General features: G+C 62.3%; 17 protein-coding genes. 9 read left to right on the forward strand and 8 right to left on the reverse strand.

What is annotated here, in order from left to right; all coding sequences use genetic code 11:
* The first annotated feature begins 434 nt into the window (after positions 1-434).
* The 5 genes from LCM4576_RS24555 to LCM4576_RS24575 all read left to right on the forward strand — a co-directional run bounded on the left by LCM4576_RS24555 (position 435) and on the right by LCM4576_RS24575 (position 6,886).
* Positions 435-2,105, forward strand: coding sequence for a ParB N-terminal domain-containing protein (locus tag LCM4576_RS24555; RefSeq protein ID WP_071035080.1), 1,671 nt, complete (start codon positions 435-437; stop codon positions 2,103-2,105).
* Positions 2,106-2,614: 509 nt separating this feature from the next.
* On the forward strand, positions 2,615-3,202 hold the full coding sequence (locus LCM4576_RS24560; protein WP_071035082.1) for a hypothetical protein: 588 nt from the start codon (positions 2,615-2,617) through the stop codon (positions 3,200-3,202).
* A gap of 452 nt (positions 3,203-3,654) precedes the next feature.
* On the forward strand, positions 3,655-4,503 hold the full coding sequence (locus tag LCM4576_RS24565; RefSeq protein ID WP_071035084.1) for a DUF4118 domain-containing protein: 849 nt from the start codon (positions 3,655-3,657) through the stop codon (positions 4,501-4,503).
* Positions 4,504-4,555: 52 nt separating this feature from the next.
* Positions 4,556-6,475 (forward strand): potassium transporter Kup, encoded by a 1,920-nt coding sequence (locus LCM4576_RS24570; protein WP_071035117.1) that lies wholly within the window; start codon positions 4,556-4,558, stop codon positions 6,473-6,475.
* 21 nt (positions 6,476-6,496) lie between these two features.
* Positions 6,497-6,886 carry an MAPEG family protein gene (locus LCM4576_RS24575; RefSeq protein WP_071035087.1) on the forward strand — a complete coding sequence of 130 codons (390 nt, stop codon included), beginning with the start codon at positions 6,497-6,499 and terminating at the stop codon, positions 6,884-6,886.
* A 558-nt stretch (positions 6,887-7,444) separates the two neighbouring features.
* On the opposite strand, the gene LCM4576_RS24585 is transcribed toward LCM4576_RS24575, so the two are convergent.
* From LCM4576_RS24585 to LCM4576_RS24600, 4 genes are all read right to left on the reverse strand, one after another.
* A complete protein-coding gene (locus tag LCM4576_RS24585; RefSeq protein ID WP_071035089.1) occupies positions 7,445-8,338 on the reverse strand; it encodes a carbohydrate ABC transporter permease in 894 nt (297 codons plus the stop codon).
* Position 8,339: 1 nt separating this feature from the next.
* Positions 8,340-9,191: a carbohydrate ABC transporter permease gene (locus LCM4576_RS24590; protein WP_407067399.1), complete on the reverse strand. Its 852-nt coding sequence runs from the start codon at positions 9,189-9,191 to the stop codon at positions 8,340-8,342.
* A 183-nt stretch (positions 9,192-9,374) separates the two neighbouring features.
* Positions 9,375-10,700 carry an ABC transporter substrate-binding protein gene (locus LCM4576_RS24595; protein ID WP_071035092.1) on the reverse strand — a complete coding sequence of 442 codons (1,326 nt, stop codon included), beginning with the start codon at positions 10,698-10,700 and terminating at the stop codon, positions 9,375-9,377.
* A 36-nt stretch (positions 10,701-10,736) separates the two neighbouring features.
* On the reverse strand, positions 10,737-11,813 hold the full coding sequence (locus tag LCM4576_RS24600) for an ABC transporter ATP-binding protein (protein WP_071035094.1): 1,077 nt from the start codon (positions 11,811-11,813) through the stop codon (positions 10,737-10,739).
* Between the two features lie 420 nt (positions 11,814-12,233).
* On the opposite strand from LCM4576_RS24600, the gene ftsH reads away from it, so the two are divergent.
* The 3 genes from ftsH (at position 12,234) to LCM4576_RS24615 (ending at position 16,004) form a co-directional block, all read left to right on the forward strand.
* The gene (gene ftsH / locus LCM4576_RS24605; protein ID WP_071035119.1) at positions 12,234-14,069 is read left to right on the forward strand and encodes an ATP-dependent zinc metalloprotease FtsH; all 1,836 of its coding nucleotides are present in this window, start codon (positions 12,234-12,236) and stop codon (positions 14,067-14,069) included.
* A 546-nt stretch (positions 14,070-14,615) separates the two neighbouring features.
* The gene (locus tag LCM4576_RS24610; protein WP_041002425.1) at positions 14,616-14,801 is read left to right on the forward strand and encodes a hypothetical protein; all 186 of its coding nucleotides are present in this window, start codon (positions 14,616-14,618) and stop codon (positions 14,799-14,801) included.
* Positions 14,802-15,074: 273 nt separating this feature from the next.
* Positions 15,075-16,004 carry an ArdC family protein gene (locus LCM4576_RS24615; RefSeq protein ID WP_071035096.1) on the forward strand — a complete coding sequence of 310 codons (930 nt, stop codon included), beginning with the start codon at positions 15,075-15,077 and terminating at the stop codon, positions 16,002-16,004.
* A 171-nt stretch (positions 16,005-16,175) separates the two neighbouring features.
* Here LCM4576_RS24615 and dinB read toward each other — a convergent pair whose 3' ends face one another.
* Complete coding sequence (gene dinB / locus LCM4576_RS24620; RefSeq protein ID WP_071035097.1) at positions 16,176-17,261, reverse strand: DNA polymerase IV; 1,086 nt, start codon at positions 17,259-17,261, stop codon at positions 16,176-16,178.
* Between the two features lie 41 nt (positions 17,262-17,302).
* Positions 17,303-17,809, reverse strand: a complete 507-nt coding sequence (locus tag LCM4576_RS24625) for an SOS response-associated peptidase family protein (RefSeq protein ID WP_041002431.1) — start codon at positions 17,807-17,809, stop codon at positions 17,303-17,305.
* A gap of 59 nt (positions 17,810-17,868) precedes the next feature.
* On the opposite strand from LCM4576_RS24625, the gene LCM4576_RS24630 reads away from it, so the two are divergent.
* On the forward strand, positions 17,869-18,459 hold the full coding sequence (locus LCM4576_RS24630; protein ID WP_071035098.1) for an SOS response-associated peptidase: 591 nt from the start codon (positions 17,869-17,871) through the stop codon (positions 18,457-18,459).
* 121 nt (positions 18,460-18,580) lie between these two features.
* On the opposite strand, the gene xth is transcribed toward LCM4576_RS24630, so the two are convergent.
* Both xth and ligD read right to left on the reverse strand, forming a co-directional pair.
* Entirely contained in the window at positions 18,581-19,411 is an 831-nt protein-coding gene (gene xth, locus LCM4576_RS24635) for an exodeoxyribonuclease III (protein WP_071035099.1), read from the reverse strand.
* A complete protein-coding gene (gene ligD / locus LCM4576_RS24640; RefSeq protein ID WP_274534982.1) occupies positions 19,408-21,318 on the reverse strand; it encodes a DNA ligase D in 1,911 nt (636 codons plus the stop codon). Before ligD ends, xth begins: the two co-directional genes overlap by 4 nt.
* Positions 21,319-21,368 lie beyond the last annotated feature (50 nt).

A 21,368-nucleotide genomic window follows, 5' to 3' on the forward strand; every position in this document is an offset into this window, starting at 1 on the left:
CGTTGCGAATAGCCATTGTTCTCGATTGATCAGATCACGGCCGTTCTCCTCGACCCGGGCGTCAGAAGTTTTTTCGGACATCCCTCGGAAGGTCGAGACGTCGAGCATGAGGTGCAGGCGACGTAGCTTGCCTCCACGTTCTGAGCTTTCGCCGGCTCGACCTGAAGGGAGTTCCAGAGAGGAGAGAAGCGAAAACACAAGGAGGACTGCTCGCAGATCGGGTGGTCCGCCGACGCTGACGCTCAACCGCGCCGGTCGCAATCCCGGCCCGTCGTCCTGCGCAAGGCTGAAGAAGCCCCGCTTGGCCAGCCGGGCAGGGATGCTCCAGCGCAATTGCCTCGTCCCACCCGCTCCGCGGTCCGGAGGATGTCTTCGGAAAGAAGACCAGAAAGGACTGGCGAAGGGCCTGTCCATAACCCCCAAGGAGCATTCCAATGGAACTGAAGTTTGTCGATCCGCGCTCGCTCAAGGACAATCCTGACAAGGCCCGGCGCTCCAAGTCGAGCCCGCAGGCGGACGCCTTGCTGCTCGCAACGATCAAGGCCATCGGCGTCGTCGAACCACTGATCGTCTTCGCTGAAGCCGATGGCGGCAATGGCTTCGTCATCGATCAGGGTCATCGGCGCGCGAAGCAGGCGATCGCTGCGGGTATCGAAGAGGTCGCCGTTCTGGTCGTGCCTCGAGCCGAGGACGGCGGCGCGATGCGCTCGCTGGCTACTTCCATCACGCACGAGCAGCTCAACCCGGTGGATCTTTGGCGTGCCATCGAGCGTCTCGTCGCGCTGAACTGGACCGAAGAGTCCGTTGCGATCGCGCTCGCGCAGTCGGTGCGCCAGATCAAGAAGCTGCGCCTGCTCGCCAATGTGCTGCCGGCGATGCTCGAGGCAATGGCCAAGGGCGATATGCCGAACGAGCAGCAGCTTCGCACCATTGCGGCCGCTTCGCTTGAGGAGCAGAAGGAGGTCTGGAAGGCCAAAAGGCCCAGCAAGGACGACCCGCAGGTGTCGTGGTGGAGCATCGCCAACGGTCTAACCAAGCGACGCATGTACGCGCGCGACGCAAGCTTTGGCGACGAGCTGCGCGAGGCCTACGGCATCGCCTGGGTAGAGGATCTGTTCGCGCCGGCCGACCAGGACAGCCGGTACACCACTGACGTCGAGGCCTTCCTCGGYGCCCAGCAGGAATGGATGACGCAGAACCTGCCCAAGAAGGGCGTCATCACCGAACCGAACGCCTATGGCGAGGTGAAGCTGCCGCCGAAGGCGGAGCGCGTCTATGGCACGCCGAAGAAGTCGGATCGCACCGCGATGTATCTCGACCGCGAGGGAAAGGTGAAGACCGTCCAGTTCCGCCTGACCGAGGCCAAGAAGAAGGCCAATTCGACGGAAGCCGCCGAGGCGGTCGTGATCCCGAAGTCCCGTCCCGATATGACCCGCAAGGGAATCGAGATGATCGGCGACCTGCGCACCGATGCTCTGCACGAGGCGCTGTCGCGGGCGCCGATCACGGACCACACGCTGTTGGCGTTGCTCGTTCTCGCCTTCGCTGGCCAGAACGTACGCGTCGATTCCGGTGCTGGCGGCAATCATGGGTTCGGTCGCTGCATGCCTCGGCACGCAGCCACACTTTTCGATGCCGAGGGGAAGTTCGCCTTCGACGCCGAAACCTTGCGCATTGCCGCCCGGGGCGTCCTCATCGATGCACTCTCCTGCCGCGAGGGCATGAGCAAGTCCGGCGTAGTGGCACTCGTCGCGGGCGGCGCGATTGGGGCAGACAGCTTCCTCGCCAATATGGGCACCGAGGACTTCCTCTCCTGTCTCTCGCGTCCGGCACTCGAGGGCTCCTGCGCCGACACGCCGGTCCTGCCGCGGGCGCGCGTAAGGGACACGCGGGCCGCGCTCGTCGAGCACTTCAAAGAGAGGCCCTTCGTCCACCCGGCTGYGCTGTTCACTCCCGATGCGGCGAGCCTGACCGAATGGCTGTCCAAGAGCACCGTCGCCGAAGTCGATGACGACCTCGGGCCCGAAGTCGAGAGTCTGAGCGGCCAGGATCAACGTCCCGAGAAAGGCGGGCTCGATGATGGCTACCGGGAGGCTGCCGAATAGACCTCGCCTCCTGTTGATCRCTCTGCCGCCGTCAGGTTCGCCTTGCGGCGGCAGGTGTAGGGCCGCGACCGCGAGCGAGCGCTGCCGATGATGGTCCCTCCGGCGTCGGGCCCACGATCACAGATCGGGTCAGCATGGCATGCATGCCGAGYCACCTCCGGTCGGCGAATCGGCAGGTCATGATCATCTGTCCTTAGGTTCCAATGTCGAAGTCGAGGCCCTGCCGGTCCTCACTCGGGCTTCATGGCGGTCCTGAACCTGCGGCCGTCCGCTTCAAGGCCGCGTTCCGCGCCGCGGGGCGGCCGGATCGGTCCGGTCTCGACATGGCAGGCCCGCGTCTCGCGCGAGGGCTGAAGGAAGCCCTGCTTGGCCGCAAACCTTCCATGCTCGTCTCGGTCCGCCCGGACCCTGAAGCGCCCGTTATCCCGCCGGTTCTTTTGGTCCGCGCCCGAGGGAGGGCCGGCACGGAGCCGGTCCTGGCCTCGAGAAGCTGAAGAAAGGAGATGCCAATGACCAGCAAAGCCGCCAATTCCCGCGCAACAGCCCGTATCGCCCCGCCGCGCAAGGGCACTACCTTCCAAATGGTCCGGCTCGTGTGTCCCGACGCCGCACAGTCCTCGCTCGTCTCGGAAAGTTTTGGCCTTCCGGTTCTCGACAGCGACGGCATTCGCGAATTGCACGAAAAGCTCGTCCTGGACACGGCCGCGGCGCTCGACGAAGGGCTTGGGGAACGCGCCATGCAGATACACCTGCAACGCGTCGTCGGTGCCTTTGTTGGATCCGCCTACGGGKCCGGCCAGTTCTACAGCCGGGYGGTATCCGAAGCACGGGACGCAACGGCCAAGTCGGCCTGCAACGATCGAAACGAAGACGTCGCAGGACCGGTCGGCTTCGACAGCGCTGCCCAACGCAAGCGCGAATTCGCCGCCGATATGGCACTACAAGCCCATGCGCTGCGCATGGCCGCCGAGGGGGCTATCGCGGCCTACGAGCAGGTTGTGGGCGAGGCCTGGAAGCCGTTCGAGCGTCCGGTCGAAAACCCCGGCCAATCCGTCGACCGCAAGGCGGCCGAAATGCAGATGGCAGCTCTCGGATGAACGCCGAGGGCGGGGTTCCGGTCCCGCCCTCCTGCCATGTCGAGCATGTCCGGCTCAATCGCCCGTCGCGTCGACTGCGCAGGGCCTACTCGAGCCATCGAAGTCCACGACACCCCTCCTGGCATCTTGGAGCGGTTCTGCCGTGCCAGATTCCAGGGGCCCGGGGGGAGCGCCTTGGGGCTGYCGATTGCAAAGCGGCGGCTAAACGAGGACGCCCTGCTCTCGCGCGCCCCCGCGCGGGGGGCAGGCCTCCCTCTTTTCTGCCTACGAGAGAGGCGCCGGCTGCCGTTGTGGGCGCTCTACCGCCGAGGGCGGCAAGCGCGCACTGAGTTCCCGGATCCGCCGGATTTCGACTATGGAATCTTTATATCTTGGGTCCGTCTCACGAATGGAATCTTTATGCGTGTCGGCCTACGTTTGGGCGTTCGGCAACCCCGGCGGGGAGTGAAGCGATGGCCGATATCAATCCGAGGATACAACAGGAAYTTACAGCGTCTCCGGGTGCCGATTCACTTTTCGGCTTGGCCGATGCTCCCGCTGCAGTGYGCTATGTTGCTTCGTTTGCAATGACCGCCTTCGCGACGGTGGTGGCTGCCGGTGTCGACAGCCAGGTGGCGATCCCGAACATCTCGCTCATATTTGTGGTGCCGGTGATCATAGGGGCCGTCGGGCTTGGTTTGGGCCCCTCGCTCTTTTCGGCGATACTTGGTGCACTCGCCTACAATTTCTTCCTCACCGAGCCTYGCTACACGCTGATCGTCGATGAACCGGCCAACGTCTGGGCGATCGGACTGCTTTTCTTCGTCGGACTTGTCGTCAGCGGCGTGGCCTTTACCTCCCGGCGCCGCGCAATCGAAGCCGCGCTCCTGAGGAGACAGGAAAGGATGCTGCAAAACTATAGTCGCGACGTCGCGGCTATCGACAATGCGAAGGCGATCGTCTCGATCACCTGCCACATGCTTGCAGCGCTCTTCCAAGTTCCAGTCGTCATTCTCGTTTTGGATGGCAAGAGGGTTTCCGTCGAGAAAGCCGGCAATGTTGAGCCGCAGGAAGCCGAGATTGAGGCGGCGCAATCGTCATTGGCCGCAGGACATGTCGTGCGCGCCGGAGTCTATCCGGCGTTGACCTCGCGCTTTGACTTCTGGCCTGTAAAAACAACGGCAGGGGGCCCGCGCGCGGTCATTGGGCTCGCATTCAACCCCGATGAACGTCCCGCGACCCCTTCGACGTTCGTCGATGTCGTGGGTCGCTTTCTGGCCCTGGCCCTTGATCGTCAACATTTCCGGCATGCTCGACCGTAAGCAGCCGGGAAGGCGAAGGTCAGAAAACGGCGCGAGCCGGAGGAGCGGGTTCATGAGCAATGCCGATGCAAGCGACGGCGAGGGTGCAGCAGCACAATCCGCTGCGCATGCCCACTCGCAGCAGAGCGTGCGGATATTGATTCTCGGCGCTCTCGGCGTCGTTTACGGCGATATCGGGACAAGTCCTCTCTACGCGTTTCGCGAAGCGCTGCTTGTTGCGGCATCGGACGGATCGGCGACACGTGAGGATGTGCTCGGCATTCTTTCGTTGATCGTTTGGGCGTTAATCCTCATCGTGACAGTTAAGTACGTCACATTTGTTCTCCGAGCGGACAACAAGGGCGAAGGCGGCACGCTCTCCCTGATGTCCCTGGCCGGCAGTCGTTTTCCGGCCCGCTCAGCTGCCATTTTGGTCTTGGGCGTGCTTGGCGCGGCGTTGTTTACGGGAGACTCTATGATCACGCCAGCGATCTCGGTGCTCGCTGCGGTGGAAGGTCTTGAGACCGTTACGCCGGCCCTTCAGCCGTACGTCTTACCAGTCACGCTTGTCATTCTTGCTGGGCTCTTCGCGGTCCAACGATTCGGAACCGGCGCCATTGGAGGCGTTTTCGGGCCGATCACATTCGCATGGTTTCTCGCGCTAGGGGTTTCCGGAGTAAGCCATATCGCCACCAATCCCGGAGTGTTGTGGGCCGTCAACCCCTACCACGCCGTCCACTATCTCGTGGCCAATCCAGCACTTGCGCTCAGTACAATCGGCGCCGTTTTTCTAGCTGTTACCGGCGCTGAAGCGCTTTATGTCGATCTGGGCCACTTTGGCCGCAGACCGATTGTTATGGCTTGGTTGTGGACCGTGTTCCCGTGCCTTTTGCTGAACTACATTGGGCAAGGCGCCTTTGTTTTGACCCRCACCGAATTGCCTGAGAATGTTTTCTTCGACATGCAGCCTCGCTGGGCGCTGGTGCCGATGGTCGCCTTGGCCACCGCCGCCACGATCATCGCCAGTCAAGCTGTRATTTCCGGGGCGTTTTCGCTGGTGCGTCAAGCCGTTCAGCTGAATCTTCTTCCCCGATTCAGCATCCTGCACACATCCGAGACGCAAGTTGGCCAAATCTATCTTCCGAGGGTCAATTTGTTGCTCGGCATCGGCGTCATGATGCTGGTGCTGGGGTTCCAGAAGTCGGGTAACCTCGCGTCGGCCTATGGTATCTCCGTCACCGGCCAGATGGTGGTCACGGACCTGCTTCTCTTCATCGTCATGCGCCGAATCTGGAACTGGTCACTCACCGGCGCCCTTGCAGCGGCGGCACTCTTTCTGATCGTGGACCTGGTATTCCTCGGCTCGAACATCATTAAGGTGATCGAAGGAGGCTGGGTCACCCTGACCATTGCGTTGGTTATGTGCATCATTATCTGGACCTGGGTGCGCGGCGGCCGCTACCTATTCGACAAGACCCGCCGCAACGAGATCCCGCTCGATTTTCTTGCCGGCAATCTGTTGAAGAAGAAGCCCCRTCTGGTCTCGGGCACGGCGGTGTTCCTGACCAGCGATCCGCTGAGCGCCCCGACCGCGCTCATGCACAGTCTCAAGCACTACAAGGTGTTGCACGAGCAGAACGTCATCCTTTCGGTGGTCACGGCACCACAGCCGGTARTGCCCGACGGGGAGCGGGTGAAGATGGAAATTCTTAACGAGCTGTTCATGCGAGTGACGCTGACCTTCGGCTATATGGAGCAGCCGAATATCCCGCGTGCGCTCGCGATATGCCGCAAGCAGGGCTGGAAATTCGACATCATGTCGACCTCCTTCTTCCTGTCCCGACGCTCGCTCAAGGCCTCGCCCAATTCCGGCATGCCGGTGTGGCAGGACAAGCTGTTCATTAGCCTGGCGCGGACGGCGGCCGATGCGACGGAGTATTTCCAGATACCGACCGGGCGAGTCGTTGAGATCGGCACCCAGGTGGTGATCTGATCCGACCGCAGCGAGGTAAACATGACGTTTGAGCTCAAGATGCTTGTCCTAAGTATCGCTCTCGGGTTGATTCAGATCGTGCTGRCTTCGCATGCCGCAAGCTTACAGCGCGGCTATATCTGGACAGCGAGCTCTCGCGATGAAGCTATGCCCCCGTTGAGAGGAGTCGCGGGCCGACTGGCGCGAGCATTGCAGAATTTTGTCGAAACTTTTCCGCTTTTCGCGGCGGCTGTTCTGATTTCTCACGCGGCTTCCGCAAACAGTTTGATGACCGAATGGGGCGTTCAACTCTATTTCTGGGGTCGCGTTGCCTATCTGGCATCATACGCAGCAGGGGTCTTTCTACTGCGCTCTCTTATATGGAACGTTGCGACCCTCGGGATCATTCTGATCCTTTTGTCGCTAGTCTGAACGGATGCAACAGCGATATTGTCACGCTGATCTGTTTCGTAAGCTTTCAGAGATCAAAGCACTCTCCGATCGATAGATCAAACCTGGCTCGACAATCCATTCACCGGGGGAAAGCGCCTCTATGTCGTAACGCCGCTCAGAATCTCGCGGTGCGAGCCCGACATAGTGAAACCGCTCGCCGAAGCAATCTGTGACGGTCTCGAAAATCGGCCGACCTCCGACGTGGCCGACCACCTTACCTTCGGCACCCTCTTGGGTAGCGTCGGGCTCCAGAACCCGGAGAATAAAATACTCAACAGGGATGCTTCTCAATCCGAGGCGCATCACCTCGTCCTCCGTGACGGAATTCGAGCGCATAATATGCGCGCGCGATCTCCATAAATCTATCTATTCAATCAGTCCGGCTCCACGAACCTGCCTACAAATCCGAGAATGCCTAAACCGCTCATGACCTATCATAAGCTTCCCGTGCAGCCCTCTTCGCCAATGCAGTGTCGTTGTTGCCGGGCGACGGCACGATAATCCACTTCGCCGGTCCCAAGGTCCGGTCGTACGGCGTCATTCCTTCACCGCGCCCGTCATCGACGAAACATAGTGYTCGACGAAGAAGGAATAGAGCACCACMACCRGCAGCGACCCGATCAGWGCGCCGGCCATGAGCGCGCCCCATTCGTAGACGTCGGAGCGAACGAGTTCGGTCAGCACGCCGACCGGCACCGTCTTCTTCTCCGAAGACTGGATGAAGGTCAGCGCATAGATGAACTCGTTCCACGACAAGGTGAAGGCGAAGATGCCAGCCGAGATCAGACCGGGCGCCGACAGCGGCAGCACGATCTTGGTGAGGATCTGCCAGCGGCTCGCGCCATCGATGAGCGCGCATTCCTCCAACTCGAAGGGGATCGAGCGGAAGTAGCCCATCAGAAGCCAGGTGCAGAACGGTACGAGGAAGGTCGGATAGGTGAGGATCAGCGCGAACGGCGTGTCGTAAAGGCCGAGATTGAACACCATCACCGATAGCGGAATGAACAGGATAGAGGGCGGCACGAGATAGGCGAGGAAGACGGYGAGGCCAACCTGCCGCGCGCCCGAAAACCTCAGCCRCTCGATCGCATAGGCAGCTAGCACGGCAGYCGCCAGCGACAGGAAAGTAGCGGCGGTCGAAATGATGATCGTGTTGAGCAACCAACCTGGATAGGAGGTCTCGAAGAGCAAATAGCGAATGTGCTCCAGCGTCGGATGCACGACCCAGAGCGGATTGTAGTTCACATAGTCGGTCATCTCGAGATTGGRCTTAACCGCCGTGATTGTCATCCAGTAGAAGGGAAACAGGAGAACGATCAGAAACACCAGCAGCGGCAGATAGACCGTCACCACACGCCGCGGAAGGCTTTGCAGGTAGCCCATGCCGCCTTCGTCGGTCTCCAGGCGCTCGACTTCCTTGATCGCGGCCATGTCAGTCTCCGCCGCCTTGCTGCCATCTGCGCCGTTGCAGTCCAAAWTAGCTGAACAGGATCGCAGCCAGCAGGAAAGGAATCATGGCGACCGCGATTGCCGCGCCTTCGCCCAGTTGGCCGCCCGCGATACCGCGCTGGAAGGACAATGTCGCCATCAGATGCGTGGCGTTCACCGGCCCCCCGYGGGTCAGCACGTAGATCAGCTGGAAATCAGTGAAGGTGAACAGTACCGAAAACGTCATGGTGATGGCTATGATCGGCGTCAGCAACGGCAGGGTCACGTAGCGGAACAGCTGCCAGCGGCTGGCGCCGTCGAGCGTGGCGGCCTCATAGAGCGATTGCGGAATGGTCTGCAGTCCGGCAAGCAGCGTGATGGCGACGAAAGGAATGCCGCGCCAAACATTGGCCGCGATGACCGAGGCGCGCGCATTGGTYGGGTCACCAAGAAAATTGATGCGGTGGTCGATCAGGCCCATCTGCTGCAACGCCCAGGACAGGATCGAAAACTGCGAGTCGTAGATCCACCAGAAGGCGATGGCCGAGAGCACCGTCGGTACGACCCAGGGCAGAAGCACCACCGCGCGGAAGAACGATTTGAAGGGCAGCTTCTCGTTGAGGATGAGAGCCAGCCAGAGGCCGAGCACGAATTTCAGGATCGAAGCGCTGACCGTGTAGAGCAGCGTATTGAACACCGAGAGCCAGAAGACGCTGTCGCTCCACAGATATTCGTAGTTCTCGAGGCCGATGAAGATGCCCGGTCGGCCGATGCGTGTGTCGGTGAAGCCGAGCCAGACGCCGAGCCCGAGCGGATAGGTGAGAAAGACCAGGAGCAGCGCCGCCGCAGGCAGCATGAAGCCGAAGCCGAGAGCATTCCTGCTCTCGGCGAGCCGGGACAGGATCGACGGGCGCGATTGAACGGCAACGGACGGCACGGCCATGGCGCGAGCTCCTTGCTGTGGGGTGGAACTGTGGCTGACCGCGCTCGGCTTGCGTAAGCCCGCAAACGCGGTCAGCCTGCTTCAACTGCGCCAGGATCAGACGCGGTAATAGCGGTTGGCGCGTTTTTCGGCCTCTTCCATCGCTTCCTGCGGCGTCGCCTGGCCCGTCACCGCCTTGGCGAACATGTCCACCAGCACGTAGTCGGCCATTGTCGCGGCGGATGCATAGCCGAGCGGCCCGGCATAGCCGTTGGGGCGCAGCGTCGCCGAGGCTTTCGCATAGGCCGCATTGTTAGGGTCGGCCTTCCAGACCGGGTTGTTGTCGAAGGCTTTCAGCGTCTGGCAGCAATAGGCCGCCGACGAAGTGATCCAGTCGGACATTTGCGGGTCCTCGAACATGAACTGCAGATAGGCTTTGGCAGCATTGGGGTAGGGCGTGTAGTTGAAGATGACAGCCGTGGTCACCTGGAAAAGCTCGACCGATTTCCCGACCGGCCCGATCGGCATGTTTGTCGTGCGGATGTCCTTGGCGATCTCGGCCAGCTTCGGGTCCTTGTCCTTGTTGACCTTTGCTGTGTTGTAGACCGAGATGCCGTTGGCGATCACGCTCACTTCCCCGGCCAGGAATGCCCGGTTGTTGTTGACGTCGARCCAGCTTTCGGTGCCGGGGATGAAGGTCTTGTAGAGCTCSTGCGCATACTGGATCGCCTTGAGCGTCTCCGGGCTGTTGATCGTGACCTTGCCGGCTTCATCGACCATCTTGCCGCCATGGCTCCAGAGCAGCCAATGCGCGTAATTGTTGCCGTCGCCAACGCCGTGGCCGTGGGTGAAGCCGGCGGGATGCCCTTTCGCCTTCAAGGCCTTGCAAAGTTCCAGGAAACCGGCCGTGTCCTTGGGAAATTCGGAGAAGCCTGCCTCCTTCATCCAGCTTTCTCGGTACACGATGGCGTTGCCGATGGTGGCCAGCGGCAAGCCGATGAACTTGCCCTCGCGCGTGGCATATTGTTTCGGGCCGTCGTACCAGCCGCCATACTTCTTGCCGAGATAATCACCCAATTCCGTCACATCGAGCAGCTTGTCGGGATATTGGTGCGGATCGTCGAACCAGACGAACATCAGGTCGGGGCCGGAGCCGACATTGGCGGCGACCGCCGCCTTGGGACGGATGTCTTCCCAGCTTTCCTTGTCGATCCGCACCTCCACGCCCGTCGCCTCGGTGAACCGTTTGGTATTCTTCAGCCACTGGTCCTCGTCGCCTTGCACGAAGGGCGACCACCGCAGCAGCCTGAGCTTGGCACCTTCCTCGGGCTTATACGTCAGGCCTTGCTGGGCGAAGGCACTCGAGCCGGCGAAGCGGCTGCCCAGGGCTCCGGCCGCCGCGGCCGCGGTCGTGCGGATTACATCGCGTCTGGTGAACTTCATGCTCGTTTCCTCCTGTTGCTCTGTCGTTGCCTGTTTTTATCGCGCCGTCTCGATTCGCTTGCCGGTTTCGCCGTGGAAGAGGTGGATCGGGCCGGGGTCGACCGACAGCCGAATGGTTTCTCCCGGCGCGAAGGAATGGCGCTCGCGGAAATTGGCGACGATGTCCTCCCCGCCGGGCGTCCGGCCGATGATCTGCACTTCCGACCCGGTCGGCTCGATCACCGCTACCTTGACCGGAATGCCGTCTTCGGCCAGCCGCAGGTGCTCGGGTCGTACTCCAAGCACCATGGCTTCGCCGTTGCCGATGGAGGGAGGCTTCGCCAAAGGCACGGAAATGCCCCCCCCGCCCCGAAAAGACGGTGGGCCATCATTGGCGAACGCGCCCTTGAGCAGGTTCATGGCGGGCGAGCCGATAAAGCTTGCAACGAACAGGTTGTCCGGCCGGTCGTATAGCTCGAGCGGCGGTCCGATCTGCTCGACGAGGCCGTCATGCATGACCACGATCTTGTCCGCCATGGTCATGGCCTCGATCTGGTCGTGGGTGACATAGACCGTTGTCGTCTTCAGCCGCTGGTGCAGTTCCTTGATTTCGGCCCGCATCTGGACCCTCAGCYTGGCGTCGAGATTGCTGAGCGGCTCGTCGAACAGGAACACCTGCGGATTGCGCACGATTGCCCGGCCCATCGCGACGCGTTGGCGCTGGCCACCCGAAAGCTGGCGGGGATAGCGCGACAGAAGCGGCACGAGCCCGAGGATTTCGGCCGCCCGCTTCACCCCGGCATCGATTTCTGCCTTCGGAACACCCTTGAGCATCAGCGAGAACGCCATGTTCTCTGCAACCGTCATGTGCGGGTAGAGCGCGTAGTTCTGGAAGACCATGGCGACGTCGCGCTCCTTTGGTGCGACGTCATTGACGATACGGCTGCCGATCGAGATTTGGCCCCGGGAGATTTTTTCCAGGCCTGCAATCATCCTCAGAAGCGTCGATTTTCCGCAGCCCGAGGGTCCCACCAGCGTGACGAACTCACCGTCGTCAATATCGACGCTGACGCCATGCAGAATCTGAGTGGCACCGAACGATTTGTAGACATCGCCAATCGCGACAGACGCCATCGAACTCCTCCCGATGGTCCCTGCGAATTTCGCGGGGAGCCGTTCCAATCAAAGTGTGGCTGAAACGGATGCCGGCAAGCACCCACCACTGGCGTCGGCGACATTCGCCCCAGCTCCCCCCGGGTCACGCGACTGTGAAACGGTAGCGCTACCATAGCCGCCTGTAAAGCAGCACCGATCATCGCCGTCCTCGGGTCGCCTCGATGCGAGCCAATGCCCCAAAGCTGCCACAGCGTCCCACGAGGCGTTCCATCGAACAGGACGAAGGAAGAGAGAAGCAACACCTGAGGCGGCTAGTCCGGCGCGCACCTCCGGACGGGCCGCTCCTATTTGCAACCTATCGGCCGATCATCACACGAGAGGGAACCGGTGCCGCCTTCGCCCGTATAGTTCCAGACGGATCAAACGCCTCGAGTGAAGATGAACACGAGAACCCGCTTCCACATCTGGTACTGGATCGCCGCCTTTGTGGGTTTGATGCTGTTCCAGTACCTGTTCGTCACTTCCCAGCAGATCGCACAGATACCCTACAGCCAGTTCGAGTCTGACCTGAAGCAAGGCAAGATCGCCGAGGTTGCTGTCTCGGATCGCTTCATCCAGGGCCGCTTCAAGYAGCCGCAGGACGGCCGCGCAATGTTCATCACGACCCGCGTCGAGCCCGATCTTGCCGCCGAGCTGCAGCAGCACGGGGTTGTCGTGACCGGGGCCGTCGAGAGCACCTTCCTGCGCGACCTCCTGTCCTGGGTAGTGCCCATGGCGGTGTTCGCCGCCATCTGGTTCTTCATGATGAGGCGCGCGAGCGGCGGCCTGGGCGGCGGCCTCATGCAGATCGGCCGCAGCAAAGCCAAGGTTTATGTCGAGGCCAATACCGGGGTGACCTTCGAGGATGTAGCCGGCGTCGACGAGGCGAAGGACGAACTCAAGGAAGTCGTAGATTTCCTCAGGGATCCTAAGAGTTATGGACGGCTCGGCGGCCGCATGCCGAAGGGTGTCCTCCTGGTCGGCCCGCCCGGGACCGGAAAGACCCTGCTCGCCAAGGCGGTAGCCGGCGAGGCGCGGGTCCCGTTCTTCTCCATTTCCGGCTCGGAGTTTGTCGAGATGTTCGTCGGCGTGGGTGCCGCGCGCGTGCGCGACCTGTTCACGCAGGCGCGTGCCAAGGCCCCGGCCATCATTTTCATCGATGAGCTCGACGCGCTCGGCCGCGCCCGCGGCCTGGGGGCAGTGGCGGGCCACGACGAGAAGGAGCAGACACTCAACCAGTTGCTTGTCGAGCTCGACGGCTTCGACCCGACCACGGGGCTCGTGTTGCTGGCGGCGACCAACCGTCCCGAAATCCTCGATCCGGCGCTGCTGCGCGCCGGACGCTTCGACCGCCAGGTGCTGGTCGACCGGCCCGACAAGACAGGCCGCATCCAGGTCCTGCAGGTTCATCTGAAGAAGGTCAAGCTCGCGCCGGACGTCGATGCAGAGAAGATCGCCGCGGTGACGCCGGGCTTCACAGGAGCCGACCTCGCCAACCTTGTCAATGAGGCGACGCTGCTTGCGACTAGGCGCAAAGCTGATGCCGTCGCCATGGCCGACTTCAACAATGCCGTGGAGCGCATCGTCGCTGGCCTGGAGAAGCGCAACCGGCTGCTAAATCCGCGCGAGCGCGAGATCGTCGCCTATCACGAGATGGGCCATGCGCTGGTCGCGATCGCCCTGCCGGGCGTCGATCCCGTGCACAAGGTGTCGATCATCCCGCGCGGGGTCGGCGCGCTCGGCTACACGATCCAGCGTCCGACCGAAGATCGTTTCCTGATGACGCGGGAGGAGCTGGAGAACAAGATGGCGGTGCTGCTCGGAGGGCGCRCCGCCGAGCAGATCGTGTTCGGTCATTTGTCGACCGGTGCGGCGGAYGATCTCGTCCGCGTTACTGATATCGCCCGCGCGATGGCCRCACGTTATGGGATGACCAAGCGGCTCGGCCATGTCGCGCTCGACCGTGACCGCCGCTCGTTCCTGACGCCCAACGAGCTGCCGCTGGCGCCGCAGGAGCGCGAATACTCACAGCAGACGGCGGCAATGGTCGACGAGGAGGTGCGCAGGATCGTCGACGCGGCTTTCGAGCGCACTGTCGGCCTGCTCGAAAAACAGCGGGATACGCTGGAGCGGGCGGCGCGCCGGCTGCTGGAAAAGGAGACGCTGGACGAAAGGGAATTGGCTGAGTTGGTCCGGGAAAGCAAGCAGCCAGTGCCACGAGAGCGGGTTATCTGAGCCTGGCAGCCGGTCTCGACCTGAGCCAGGCGTCRACGCGGCCACAAGCCCGAATTGGGGGTGCTCATGGACAAATCGGGGAGCCAGGTCCGATTTTTGACCATTCGTAAGCCTCCGGCCGATGATCCCGGCCGGGTAGCAAACAAATCGATCTCATCGAGCAAGTTCAGGCGCAAAGCTCCCACCTTTCCGCTCATGGCCACCACCCTCGACAGGTCAAGTTCTTGTTCCAGCGATTTCGTGTGCGCGACCTTSCACCGGGTTCGGATGTTGCTTTCGGCGCACGGACGTTTTGGGAGACGGCCGCCGATGCCGGCCCTTTCGCCAGCCTCGGCCCGATTGGCATGCTGGGCTCCTTCACGGCCCAATCCCGCTCTCTCGTAATGGCTTTCCTGGTGCGGCTGCGGATCTTCCCCGATCAACCCGCAAGGGGTCCGCTAGCATGCTGCGGCCGCTCGGCTGACGCCTTCGGGTGATCGCGCCCGCTTCCACACACTGACGGAGCCATCGAGCGGGAATTGGCCCGCYCCAAGATGGAGCCCTCAGATGTCCCACGATCTCATACTCGCCCAAAAGGCCGCCTGGTCTCTCGCCCGCACCCTTATGGTCCCGGTTATCCTCTTCCAGGTCGACAACGAATTTGGCGTCATGCCCGCCGATGAGCTCGACGACGCCAATGTCGAAATCCTCTTCGAATACGATCCCTATAGCGGCGGCCACTCGGTTCATTGAACCGGCCTTCCCTCGACTGCAGTCAGGCGGCGCCTAGCRCCGCCTTTCTGTTTTCTGACGTCCGCTCGCGCCCCGTCCTGCCCCGAGGTCCTGGCGGATCCAGGCAGTCAGCGCAACGGCTTTGCCGTCCTCCGCTGTCGCTGCGGCCCATGACTACCCATCGTGCGAGCACGACGGGACCCGGTCGGGTGCGCTGCCGCCCTCCTGCTCCGCCCAGGCGGACCTCCGTGACGGGGCCGCGATCGGCGCGGCCTCCAACTGGAGGTTCATGAAATGAGCAGGAACGAAAAAGCAGAACGTATCGATCTCTATGCGCGCATCACCGGCCGCATCGTAGCCGAGCTGGAGATGGGTGTCCGTCCTTGGATGCAGCCGTGGCAATCGACCGATGGCTCCGGCCGCGTCACCCGGCCGCTCAGGCACAATGGTCTGCCCTATAGCGGCATGAATGTCCTGCTGCTTTGGTCGGAGGCTGTCGCGCGCGGCTTTTCCAACCCGATGTGGATGACATTCAGGCAGGCGCTCGAACTTGGCGGTCGGGTGCGCAAGGGCGAGACCGGCTCGGTGGTGGTCTTCGCCAGCCGCTTTACGAGGACGGAGACGGACATCAGGGGCGAGGAAATCGACCGCGAGATCCCGTTCCTCAAGGCGTATTCCGTTTTCAACATTGCGCAAATCGATGGCCTGCCGGACCAGTTCTATCAAAGGCAGGCGGAGCCGGTGCGCGATCCCATCGACCGGATCGAGCACGCCGACCGGTTCTTCRCCAACACTGGGGCGGTAATCCGGCACGGCGKGGATCGCGCCTACTTTGCCTCGGCGACGGACCACATCCAGATGCCGCCGCTACAGACGTTCCGGGACGCCGCGTCATACGTCGCCACGCTCAGTCACGAGCTTACCCATTGGACTTCAGCGCCGCATCGCGTGAACCGCGACCTTAGTCGCTACGCCAAGGATTCCAGCGAGCGAGCGCGCGAGGAACTGATCGCCRAGCTCGGAAGCTGCTTCCTCTGCGCCGATCTTGGCATCGCGCCCGAACTCGAGCCCCGGCCGGACCATGCGAGCTACCTCGGCTCGTGGCTGAAAATCCTAGGCTGCGATAAGCGAGCGATCTTCTCGGCCGCTGCCCATGCGCAGCGCGCCGTCGCTTTCCTGCAYGGGCTCCAGCCGGAGGCCGCGGAAGAATGCGAGGCCGCCTGATGTTTCGCGCATCAACCCTCGGAAGGGGAGGCCATGTGCCTTCCCCTCTGCTTCACACGACCGTGCCGGCCGATGATTGGGCCGGATTAGCTATCCAGGATAACCGCCAAATCCGATCCCCACGCGGGCTGATCCGCATAGCCTGCGGCCGCCTCTCCTTTTGCGCTCATCCTAAAGTTCGAACCGAAGTTGCCGTTGTTCCGGCGGCCACACATCGCCTAGCGACGAAAGCGTGACGCCCAGCAGCCGGATTCCCTTCTGTACCGGAAACACCGACTTCAGGAGATCGGCTGCGACACGCTCGATGTCAGAGAGCTCGATTGGCACCGACACGGTGCGACTGCGCGTGATCTGATGGAAATCGGCAAACTTGACCTTCAGCGTGATCGTCCGGCCCCGGATGCCCTTGCCTTCACAGTGCCMCCACACCTTGGCTGTCAGCGGCTTAAGTTCGGCGCTTGCTGCAGCGAACTCGAAGATGTCAGCTGCGAACGTATCCTCGGCGCCGATCGATTTGCGCGGCCGATCCGGCTCGACCGCGCGCTCGTCGATGGCGCGCGCGATCTGATAGTACCAGAGCCCAGACCTCCCGAAATGCTGCTGCCGGAAGGCAAGCGAGCGGTCCTTGAGATCGGCGCCGGTCTTAATGCCAAGCGCCTCCATTCTGCCAGCCGTTGCGGGACCCACGCCATGAAATTTCTTGACTGGCAGCGCCTCGACGAAGGCCGGCCCATGGCGGGGCGTGATGACGAACTGGCCGTTTGGCTTGTTCTGGCCGGAGGCCATCTTGGCGAGGAATTTGTTGTATGAGACGCCGGCGGAAGCGGTGAGACCGGTCACCAGCAGGATCTTCGCTCTGATCATCTCGGCGATCGTCGTGGCAGACGAAATTTCGAGCCTGTTCCGCGTCACGTCGAGATAGGCCTCGTCGAGCGAGAGCGGTTCAATGAGATCGGTGTGTTCGGCGAACACCTCGCGGATCTGGGCCGAGACGGACCGGTAGACGTCGAAGCGGGGCGGCACGAAGACCAACTCGGGGCATTTGCGCTTTGCCGTAACCGAAGCCATCGCGGAGCGAACGCCGAAGGCGCGAGCCTCGTAGCTCGCGGCAGCCACCACGCCGCGCTCCGCAGCCCCGCCAACGGCCAGCGGCTTGCCGCGCAGCTCCGGATTGTCGCGCTGTTCGACAGACGCGTAGAACGCATCCATGTCGACATGAATRATCTTACGCTGGTCGGCGCTGCGGTCGGGGGCCATGTCGCCAGCATATGTGCTTCGTGTTGCCGGATCTACAACGCTCAGATCGCGAATTCAGCCTGCGCGCGGCCCTGATGGAAGCGGGAAATGCGAAAACTGTCCTTAGGAAGAGGACGAAGCACTTCGTGTTCGGGACGCGTCATGTCGAGCCACGCCGAGCGCTGGTCTCGGCGCAGCACCGCCATCTGGCGATCATGGTAGGGCGCGATGTCGTCATTGGCCTCGATCGTCAGGATCGCGTAGGCTTCCGGCCAATCGCGGCTCGCCGGCCGCCAGATGCCGGCGAAACAGAACCAGTCATCGTCGGCGAGGCGAAAGCTGTAGTTCTTCCCCTGGCTTCGGTGCCGGAATTCGGACGCCGGCACGAGGCAGCGATGGCTCGGGAACGATCGGTCCTCCGCGCGCACCACGGTGAAGGGGCGCCCGCCTGCTTCCTTCGGTTGAAGTCCCCATGGCAGCTTGAGCATCTCAACATCGCCGCCGTAGCGCCTTATGATGACGCGGGGCTCGTCGAGCGGGCTGTCGGAATCGAAAACTGTTGCGCTCATAGCCAAAAGAACATAACAGGAACGAAGCCGCCGCGCAATGCCGCAGAGACAGGTGAGACATGTGCAATGATTATCGGCTGATGGTGGATGTCGCCTCGATCGTGGAGGACTTCGCCGATCTCAAGATCAAGATCCGCTTCAGTGAAGGAGCGCCGAACATCCAGGCGCGCGAGGACATCAAGATAACCGACATCGGGYCGATCATCCGCCCGGTTGACGGAGCGGTCGGCGAGGGTGACCTTGTTCAGCGCCGGTGGAGCTGGCCTGGACCGAACAAGAGGCCGGTCTACAACTTCCGCTCGGACGGTCGCGAGTTCGCCTCGAACCGCTGCCTGATACCAGCCGATGGATTTTACGAATTCACCGAACCGACAGACAAGGGCAAAAAGCGCAAGGACAAGTGGCTCTTCACCAAGCGCGACGAGCCGATCTTCYGCATCGCCGGGATCTGGCGCGACGCCGATGATGTCGGGGRGGCGTTCACCATGCTCACGATGGAACCCGGTCCCGATATCGCRCCGTATCACGATCGGCRGATCGTGATCCTGGAGCGCAAGGATTGGGCGAGCTGGCTTGACCCGTCGGTATCCGCCAAATCGCTGATCAAGCCGCTTCAGCCGGGGACGCTGCTCGTGGAGCAGGTCGGGTGAAGCGAGGCGGTGCGCTGCTGAATGCGGCCGCGACACGGGCGTAAGCATTTTAGGCGCACGAAGCCTGTTGACGCCGCAGCTAAACATCGTGACGGTTCCATCATTGGCGAGCAACCGACGCTTAGCCGCTCCCGGGGCTGCTTCGTTCGTCAGGCATTGAACGGCCGCGAGGCGCTGACTTTTGCGAGAGCTCGATCCAGACCGGCGCGTGATCGCTGCTCTTTTCCCAGCCGCGCACCTCGACGTCGACCTGGGCATCGATCAGCCGCTTTCTGAGCGACGGGCTCACGAGAAGGTGGTCGATGCGCAGGCCTGCGTTGCGGCCGAAGGCGTTGCGGAAATAATCCCAGAACGTGTAGATCTTCTCGCCGGGATGACGCGCGCGCAGTGCGTCGGTCCAGCCTTGTTCGAGCAGCGTCGCATAGGCGGCGCGCGCCTCGGGCGCGAACAGAGCATCGTCCAGCCAGCGCTCGGGCTTGTAGACATCGAGTTCGGTCGGCATGACGTTGAAATCGCCTGCCAGCACCACCGGCTGTCTGGACGCCACGAGTTCGRCTGCGTGGTCGATGAGGCGGTCGAACCAACGCAGCTTATAGTCGAATTTYGGGCTGGGCCTTGGATTTCCATTGGGAAGATAAAGGCATCCGATCAGGATGCCATTGACTGCTGCTTCGATGTAGCGGCTATGGCTGTCATCGGGGTCGCCGGGGAGGCCGCGCCGCGTTTCGTGGATGTTGCCGACCCGGCTCAGGATCGCGACGCCGTTCCAGCTTTTCTGGCCATGCCAGATCACGTCATAGCCGAGGTCGCGGATACGCCCTTCCGGGAACTTCTCCTGCGGCGCCTTGAGTTCCTGCAGACAGGCAATGTCCGGCGCCGCCTCTTTAAGCCAGCGCAGCAGCACCGGCAGGCGGCCATTGACGCCGTTGACATTGTAGGTGGCGATCCTCATGGCTTCATGAGGTCCGGCAGGAACTGATCGGCCCGGCCCCAGTCCGCGAGGGCCTTCGATGCGGCGCGCTTCTTCAACTCGGACGCGTCGCCAACATGGAAATGCGAGGGCGCATCGATCGTCTTCATCTCCGCCCAGGTGACAGGTGCTGCGACCGGGGCGCCCGGCCGTGACCTGGCGCTGTAAGGCATGATCGCCGTGGCGCCGCGCTGGTTGCGCAGGTAGTCGACGAAAATCCGCCCCTTGCGTTTGGCCTTCGACATCACCGCCGTGAAGTGGCTGGGGTCGCTGTGGGCAACCGCCTGAGCGAGCCCGGAGGCGAAGGCCTTCACCTCGGGCCATTCGGTTCGCGGCGTGAGCGGGGCGATCACATGCACGCCCTTGCCGCCCGTCAGCATCGGGAAGGTGGTCAAGCCGATGGATTTCAGAATATCCCGGAACTGGAATGCGGCAGCGCGGACCGCCTCGAAATCCAGTCCCTCGTCGGGGTCGAGGTCGAACACGAGGCGGTCGGCCTTCTCGACGTCTTCGATGCGCGCTCCCCATCCATGGAACTCGATCGTTCCCATCTGGACGCAGGTTAGAAGCCCCTCGGCATCGTCGACGTAAAGATAGGGCTCCTCATGGCCATCCTTTTCGGTGATCCCGACGTGATGGACCTTGTCGCCGAAGCTGCCGGCGTCATGCTTCTGAAAAAAACATTTCTTGGCTCGCCCCTGCGGGCAGCGGACCAGGCTRATCGGTCTGCTGGCGGCCCAGGGAAGCATGATCGCGGYAACCTCCGAATAATGATCGGCAAGCTGTCCCTTGGTGATGTTGGATTCGGGGTAGATCACGCGGCCGCGATTGCTGATCGCGATCGTGCTTGTCGCCGGCGGCGGCAGGGTGGCCGTGCGGTGTTCCGTCTCGAGCACGACTGCTTCCGGCTTCTTGTCGTCGCGCAGGCCGAGATAGCTTGGATGGCGCAGTGTCCCTTCATTCGTCACCTCGGTGAAGGCGATTTCGGCGACAAGCCTGGGACGCAGCCAGTGCGCGCCGCGGACCTCCGCGCGCGGCGCCTCGACCGTTGCCGCCTTCTGCTCCAGCGGCGCCATGGTCTTCATGAGCCGRGCCATTCCGGCGGCATCGAAACCGGTCCCGACCTTGCCGGCATAGCGCAGCTTTCCGCCGTCATGGACGCCGAGGATCAGCGATCGAAACGCGCGATCCTTGTCCGACGGCGTCCAGCCGACAAGCACGAATTCCTGACGCTTGATGCACTTGATCTTCAGCCAGCTTCCATCGCGGGCGCCGACATAGGCCGAATCCGCGAGCTTCGAGATCACCCCCTCGAGGCCGGCGTCGCAGAAGCGGTTCAGCAACTCTTCCCCGCGGCCCTGGATATGATCGGAGTAGCGCAGGACGGGGTGCTTCGCCGGCAGGATTTTCTCCAGTTTCTGCTTGCGCTGCAGGAGCGGCAGCCTCCTCAGGTCTTCCCCATCGAGCTGGAGCAGGTCGAAGGCATAAAAATCGATGCTCGCGGGAGCGCCCTTCAATGCGTTCTGCAGCGCCTGGAAACTGGATCGKCCCTCCTTGTCCATGACAACCGCCTCTCCGTCGATCAGGGCGGAGCGAACGTTGAGCTTGCGCGCCTCCGCCAAAATGGACGGAAAGCGGTCGGACCAGTCCAGGCCGGAGCGCGTATAGGCGCGCGCCTCGCCTCCGCCCACAGCGACGAGAATGCGGTAGCCATCATATTTCATTTCGTGGATCCAGCGGTCGCCAGGAGGAACCGTGTCCACCAGTTTTGCAAGCTGGAGCGGCCGGAACGCGGGCGCTGCGAGTTTGGCTGCGCCGCGCGGGGCTGGCTTCGCAAGGGGAGTTGAAGATCCTTTGGTTCTCGGCCGACGCAAAGCTGACTTGCTCACCTGACCTCACTCAAACAAAACCCAACTGCCCGATGCGCCATTCGTAATTC

This window comes from Mesorhizobium sp. LCM 4576 (genome assembly GCF_001854815.1).
Lineage (GTDB): Bacteria > Pseudomonadota > Alphaproteobacteria > Rhizobiales > Rhizobiaceae > Mesorhizobium > Mesorhizobium plurifarium.